At 41.7% G+C, this 7,019-nt stretch carries 7 protein-coding genes; 6 read left to right on the top strand and 1 reads right to left on the bottom strand.

Annotation, left to right across the window (positions count from 1 at the left end; translation table 11 throughout):
• From G4P69_RS34600 to G4P69_RS40775, 5 genes are all read left to right on the top strand, one after another.
• Positions 1-998, top strand: a 998-nt coding sequence (locus G4P69_RS34600; protein ID WP_208354438.1) for a WD40 repeat domain-containing protein, incomplete at its 5' end; no start/stop codon positions are given.
• 138 nt (positions 999-1,136) lie between these two features.
• A complete protein-coding gene (locus G4P69_RS34595; protein WP_208354436.1) occupies positions 1,137-1,376 on the top strand; it encodes a DUF433 domain-containing protein in 240 nt (79 codons plus the stop codon).
• The gene (locus tag G4P69_RS34590; RefSeq protein WP_208354435.1) at positions 1,373-1,735 is read left to right on the top strand and encodes a DUF5615 family PIN-like protein; all 363 of its coding nucleotides are present in this window, start codon (positions 1,373-1,375) and stop codon (positions 1,733-1,735) included. The genes G4P69_RS34595 and G4P69_RS34590 overlap by 4 nt, the downstream gene beginning before the upstream one ends.
• 279 nt (positions 1,736-2,014) lie before the next feature.
• Positions 2,015-2,245: a DUF433 domain-containing protein gene (locus G4P69_RS34585; RefSeq protein WP_208354433.1), complete on the top strand. Its 231-nt coding sequence runs from the start codon at positions 2,015-2,017 to the stop codon at positions 2,243-2,245.
• Positions 2,242-2,328, top strand: coding sequence for a DUF5615 family PIN-like protein (locus G4P69_RS40775; RefSeq protein WP_338001573.1), 87 nt, complete (start codon positions 2,242-2,244; stop codon positions 2,326-2,328). Before G4P69_RS34585 ends, G4P69_RS40775 begins: the two co-directional genes overlap by 4 nt.
• A 255-nt stretch (positions 2,329-2,583) precedes the next feature.
• Here G4P69_RS40775 and G4P69_RS34580 read toward each other — a convergent pair whose 3' ends face one another.
• On the bottom strand, positions 2,584-6,120 hold the full coding sequence (locus tag G4P69_RS34580; protein WP_208354431.1) for a WD40 repeat domain-containing protein: 3,537 nt from the start codon (positions 6,118-6,120) through the stop codon (positions 2,584-2,586).
• Between the two features lie 240 nt (positions 6,121-6,360).
• Between G4P69_RS34580 and G4P69_RS39735 the strand changes: the two genes are divergently transcribed.
• Positions 6,361-6,690, top strand: a complete 330-nt coding sequence (locus G4P69_RS39735; protein ID WP_243903139.1) for a hypothetical protein — start codon at positions 6,361-6,363, stop codon at positions 6,688-6,690.
• Positions 6,691-7,019: the final 329 nt, after the last annotated feature.

Genomic DNA, 7,019 nt, shown 5'->3' with positions numbered 1-7,019 from the left:
CTCTCACTGGTCATTCTAGATATGTTAATTCTGTAGCCTTTAGCAGTGATGGTAAAATTTTGGCTAGTGGTAGTAGGGACAATACTATCAAAATATGGGAAGTAGCGACAGGTAAAGAAATTCGCACTCTCACTGGTCATTGTGAGTCTGTTTGGTCAGTAGCCTTCAGCAGTGATGGGCAAATTTTGGCTAGTGGTAGTAGGGACAAGACTATCAAAATATGGGAAGTAGCGACAGGTAAAGAAATTCGCACTCTCACTGGTCATTCTGAGTTTGTTTGGTCAGTAGCCTTCAGCAGTGATGGGCAAATTCTGGCTAGTGGTAGTCGTTTTTGGGACAGTACTATCAAACTGTGGGATGTAGCAACAGGGAAAAAAATTCGCACTCTTACTGGTCATACTGAGTCTTTTAATTCCGTAGCCTTCAGCAGTGATGGGCAAATTTTAGCTGGTGGTAGTTGTGGGGAAAATACTATCAAAATATGGGAAGTAGCGACAGGTAAAGAAATTCGCACTCTCTCTGGTCATTCTGGAGATGTTAATTCTGTAGCTTTGAGTAGTGATGGGCAAATTTTGGTTAGTGGTAGTAACGACAAGACTATCAAAATATGGGAAGTAGCGACAGGTAAAGAAGTTCGCACTCTCTCTGGTCATTCCAGAGATGTTAATTCAGTAGCTTTGAGTAGTGATGGGCAAATTTTGGCTAGTGGTAGTAACGACAAGACCATCAAACTATGGGAAGTAGCGACAGGTAAAGAAGTTCACACTCTCACTGGTCATTCTGAGTCTGTTTGGTCAGTAGCTTTGAGTAGTGATGGGCAAATTTTGGCTAGTGGTAGTAACGACAAGACCATCAAACTATGGGAAGTAGCGACAGGTAAGGAAATTTGTACACTCAGTCTTTTCGACTCAGTTATGTCCGTCGCATTTAGCCACAATGGAGATTGGGTAGTTGCTGGAGATATAAGCGGAAATATCAAAATTTGGCAACGCGGCTAGTTGTAGTATAACAGCGTTAAAGAGGACAATAATAGCACGTCAGCCTTAAAATGTTAGGTTCAAAGAGCCTAGAAAATCTTAACCGAAAATATATCATAATGATTACTGGGACTGAAACATTTTCTATACTCAAAAATCATGTTAGGTTTTGACCGGATTACATTTGACCCACGTATTATGGCTGGACAAGCTTGTATTCGAGGAATGCGAGTTCCGGTTTCGTTGATTTTGAATTTAGTTGCCAATGGCAAAACTGTGGCTGAAATTATAGAAGATTATCCGTATTTGCAACCAGAGGATGTTCAGCAGTCATTGATGTACGCTGCATGGTTGGCACGGGAACAAGTTTACCCAATAGTCGGTGAGAAGGCTGGATGAAATTCCTGGCGGATATGGGGATCTCTCCCCGAACTGTAAACTGGCTGAAAGCTGCTGGTTATGATGCAGTACATCTGGTTGATGAAGGTCTAGAAAAACTCCCCGATGATGAAATTCTGGTAAAAGCTCACTTGGAAGGGCGAGTTTTATTGACTGTAGATTTAGATTTTGGGTATTTGTTGGCAGTGAGTCGAGCGACATTGCCAAGCGTAATTCTATTTCGATTGGGGAATGAAAGTTACGAAATAATCAATGAACGTTTAGCATCCGTATTGAATCGGTTTGAGGAGAATTTAGCAGCAGGGGCGATTATTTCCGTAAGCGATCGCAGTTTCCGAGTCAGGCAATTGCCTATATAAGTTTGAATAGATTCAATAATGTTTGTAGTTGCGCTTAATGCGAACTTAAATGGGACTACAAACCAAGAATGCCTATCTACTTAGCTCACTTCCGCCTTCAGGCAGCGCTTCTCTTCTCAAGAGCGGAGATGCGCAAGGGACGAGACGCTTTGCGAACGCGATCGGTAACACAGTTCCTTTTTTACGTAATCGTTTTGTATTATAATTCCAGCTAGAGCAAAAACTTCTCACCTCACGTCTTTTTGGAGACATCATGAATTTAATTTCGTCCGACTGCTTATGAACTACCGAGACTACATCACGATTGAATCGAATAAACGCGGTGGTAAGCCTTGCGTGCGCGGTTTGCGTATAACAGTTTATGAAGTGCTTGAGTATCTAGCTTCTGATATGACAGAAGCAGAGATACTTGAAGACTTTCCCGATGTAACGCGGGAAGATTTTAAAGCCTGTATCGCATACGCAGCTGACCGCGAGCGTCGGTTTATGACTGTGCCAATGTCCCCATGAGATTACTTTTCGACGAAAATCTCTCTCCCAAGTTACCGCTTCGTTTGACTGACCTTTTCCCAAATTCTCTTCACGTCCCTTGACGTTGATATGAAATCAGCTATCGATCCAATAGTTTGCAATCACTTCAAAAATTGCTTGTTTGGTTGTCATAAGTAATAGCTCAATGTGGTTTCTTTATTATAGATTTCTTATATAAAGTCTACTGCTGAAATTACTGTCTTAGCTAAGAATTTTCTTGTTTTAAGATACTTCAATAAACTTGAAACTAAAAATGAGCATATAAGCGGTGCGTTAGCGCCAGCGTAACGCACCCTACCGAACCAATTGAACCGCGTTCATTTCGGTTGTACGTCGTCGCAAATATGGCGGTTTGGCTCATCTAACTTCATACCGTTGTTTGGATTCTGTAGATAATCGTGCAGCCATTCGCAACTACTGTTAACCAGATTATCCAGATTGAAATTCCAGAGTTTTGCTGTTTTATCACTACTTGCAGAAACAAGAATTTTGCCATCGGCGCTAAAAATCACACTATTAACTTCAAACTCATGTCTCTTGAGGGTAATAATCAAACTAGCATCGCTTGTTCGCCACAGTTTCACGGTTTTGTCTGCACTTGCAGTGGCAATAATGTTGCTATCAGGACTAAATGCTACACCATTTACTGCATCTTCATGTCCCTTAAGCGTGGTGATTAGGCTGCCATCGATTCGCCACAATTTCACGGTTTTGTCACGACTCGCAGAAGCAATAATGTTGCCATCGGGACTGAATGCAATACCGTTTACCCCGTCATCATGTCCCTGAAGAGTAGTAATTAAGCTGCCGTTGGTTTGCCACAATTTCACTGTTTCGTCTGCACTTGCAGAGGCAAGAATTTTGCCATTAGGACTAAATGTAACAGCGTTCACTGCGTCCTCATGTCCCTGAATAGTAGTGACTAAGGTGCCATCACTTCGCCAGAGCTTGACGGTTTTATCACGACTTGCAGAGGCAAGAATCTTACCATCAGGACTAAATGCTACACCATTTACCGCATCTTCATGTCCCTTAAGGTTAGTGATCAACGTACCATTAGTTCGCCATAGTTTTACTGTTCTGCCCCAACTTGCTGAAGCGATTATTTTGCTATCGGGACTAAACGCAATGCTATTAACCCCATCTTCATGCTGTAGAGTAGTTATCAAAGTGCCATCAGTTCGCCACAGTTTTACTGTATTGTCCCAACTTGCAGAGGCAACAATTTTGCCATCAGGACTTAATCCAGCAGCATGAACCGATGCTTCATGACCTTTGAAAGTCGTCATTGTAGTGCCATCAATCTGCCACAGCTTTATTGTTTTGTCACTACTTCCAGAGGCAAGAGTTTTGCTGTCAGAACTAAATGCTACACCATTTACCCCGTCCTCATGCGCCTTAAGGGTAGTTATCAAGCTGCCATCAATGCGCCACAGTTTTACTGTTTTATCCCCACTTACTGAGGCAAGTTTTTTGCCATCGGGACTAAAGGCGATCGCATTAACTAAACCATCGTGCTGTAGGCTAGTGATCAATGTGCCGTCAGTTCGCCATAGTTTCACTGTTTTGTCGGAACTTGCCGAGGCAATTGTTTTTCCATCTGGGCTAAAAGCAACCCCATTTACCACATCTTCATGACCTTTGATGGTATTAATCAAAGTGCCATCAATGCGCCACAGTTTTACTGTTTTGTCGGAACTTGCGGAAGCAATTGTTTTTCCATCCGGGCTAAATACGATCCCATTAACTGAAGCCTGATGCCCTTTGATAGTATTAATCAGAGTACCATCAATGCGCCACAGTTTTACTGTTTTATCCGAACCCGCTGAAGCGATCGCTTTGCTATCTGGTTTAAAAGCGACTCCATTAACTGGAGCCTCATGTTGTAGAGTAGTTATTAATGTGCCATTAGTGCGCCACAGTTTCACTGTTTTGTCGGAACTTGCCGAGGCAATTGTTTTTCCATCTGGGCTAAAGACAACCCCATTCACGCCGTCCTCATGCGGTAGGGTAGTTATTAATGTGCCATCAGTGCGCCACAATTTTACTGTTTTATCACGACTTGCAGAAGCAAGAATTTTACCATCACGACTGAAGGCAACTCCATTAATTAAAGCCTCATGTTTAATAAGACGGTTTTGCTCTTTGATGCCGTAAAAGACTTGTTGCAAGTTCGTCAAAACTTTTAACTTAGTATTTGTATCTACTTTCGTTGATTGTGGTACTGTTTGTAGTTGCTTACCTGCTTTTAAATTATTGATTAGGGCATTAAGGTCTAAATTTGATGTATTTTCTGTGCTAATTAAATTCAAGTCTTGCGATCGCTGAGTCTTCCAGGCATCCAGTGGGTTAAATATTCTTGACTGGATAAAGGCAAAAATTCCCACAATACCTAGTACTAGTGTAGTACCCAGAGCAAATTTAGTAATGGTTTTGGATGCTATAGGTGCTTTTCTTTGTTGTTGTATTTCTGGATATGGCTGTTGTTCTGTTTCTTGTTCTAGTCGCCGTTGCTCTGCTTGACTAACTTCTATCAGATCCTGTGCTAAACTGCTCAAAGAAATTCGCTCTCCATAGCGTTGCAAAAAATCTTTTACCTGAGCCAGTTTTTCTTTTTGTAGTAAGCGAGCTTTCTCCTTACGACTATCTAGCCATTTTTTTGCTGCTAACTCAATTTGCTGTCGTTGTCTAAAAACCTCTGTGTTTTCGGTTATCCAATGGTGTAACAATGACCAATTTTGAATTAATGTTTCGTGGGCAAGATCGACTACGACTAATTTTCCTAATTCTGTTGTCGTTAGCAGCCCAACATTTTCAGCCGCTAATTTGCCTATTACACTTTCTACCAAATTCTTTTGTTGTGGGGATGAGATCAAATCCTGAAGCAAAACTTGTCTACTTGTATCCTCAGTTCCCTCTCCTAGCTGGGTTAGTTGTAAAAAAATTTCCTTTGAAACTAACTGTTCATCTGTTGAGAAAGACTGATAAACCTCTGTAGCACGTTTTTCTAGGGTTTCTTTAACACTTCCCAAGCGAGTGTACGCAGGTAACGTAAATTCCCCCTGCTGCCACAATTGTGTTAACGTGTACTGCAATAAAGGTAAATTCCCAGTCGAACCCTCTACATCAGCAATGATTTGCTCCACGAGTTCTTCTTGTACTTGTAAACCCCCCTTGTTTGCTGGTTCAGTGATGACTTGTGTTAGTTCTTCCTTGGTCATTGGTGTTACAGTCACCAGATTTTGCTGAATCTGTTGTGCCAATCCGCTATACTCTTGTTCAGCACACTTACCAAAAAAATCTGCCCGCATTGTCAGCACTAAGCAGAGTTTATTGTCCGTTCGCTGTAACGCACCCAAAATACACTGAAAAAACCTTTGTCTTTCTATGGTGTTACGACATAGACTAAACGCTTCCTCGAATTGGTCTATTACTAACACCACTCGTTCAACTTCAGCAGATGTAATTACTTGTACTAAACCTTCAGTTGCACCTGTACCAAATATTGCCCGAATTTTAGCAAGTTCGATACTGCTATCAACTTCTGATAATCCAAGTTCGACCAATGCTTGAGTTAGGTGCTGAAAGGGATGCTCACCTGGTCTAAAGATAATGAAGCGCCATTTGTTACTCCCTGGCAACCTCTGCCCACACTGCAATTGATATAGCAATCCTGTCCTTACTAAACTAGACTTACCACTTCCTGATACTCCCAAAACCGCTAAGAAGTTACTAGTACGGACTTTTTCTAAAAGTTGATCAATTAATGCTTGTCTACCAAAAAAATACTCAGCATCTTCGTGTTTACAGTCAAAATATTGTAAACCACGATAAGGAGAAATAAAGCTGCTCACAGTATCACCCGAGTCTTCTATGTGCTTCTCCTCCTCGATAACTGATAACTGAGCTTGAAACGCCCCACAGCTTACGTGCTTACCTTGCCTAATTTTTGCACAAACTAGTAAAAAGTGCCATGAATACTATCGGTACGGAGAAAAATTTTTTTAACAATAAATAAAAATACGAGGACTTCCCGTGGTCGAACAATGGAAAGTTGCTACATTTTGGATTGAGTTGGTAAAGCAACTCAATTTATGGAAATTCTTCACGTTCTTTATCTATTAGCGATCGCACTTACGCTGCTATCTGTACTTGTTCGCCAACTACAGTACCTGCAATACCTTTGGAAAAAAATGTTTTCACCTCGATCAGGGGAGAAAATACGAGGTAGGGTTTCTCGCTCATACAGGATAGATCCAAAAAACAGGCAACTACAAAGCCGACTGATTAGCTTGCTTCGCGGCGACACACCCACGGCTAAAAGGTTGCTTAAGCGCCAGAGGGAGCTGCATCCTGGTAAATCTGACAACTGGTACCTGGAGAAAGTTATCTACGACTTGGAGCGAGATCGCCGTCACTACTGAAATTTTTTTGTGTACTAGCTGCATTGTTGAGCTATAGGAACCGAAAGCACATATAAATTATCAAAGAATTGGGTCTAAAACCCCGTCCTTGTAGGACGGCTTTCTGCTAGAATGTACATATGTCAGTATAAGACATTTAAATAAAACCTACTCCCGGACTGGGAGAAAGTCTACGCCCGAAACAACCTTGAGGAGATATCAGTACGCCCTAAGTGGCAAACGTATTGAGCCGCGCGTACCTGTGTAAACAGGATATTGAGACACTTGTGTCTTAAGAATCTCTGCTCCTTTAGGACGGAGACCGTCAATAGTGGGTGACCTAGGATTCG

Source organism: Aetokthonos hydrillicola CCALA 1050 (genome assembly GCF_017591665.1).
Taxonomy (GTDB): Bacteria; Cyanobacteriota; Cyanobacteriia; order Cyanobacteriales; family Nostocaceae; genus Aetokthonos; species Aetokthonos hydrillicola.
The sequence above is the reverse complement of the archived record's forward strand: the minus strand, read 5'-3'. Positions and strand labels throughout refer to the sequence as shown.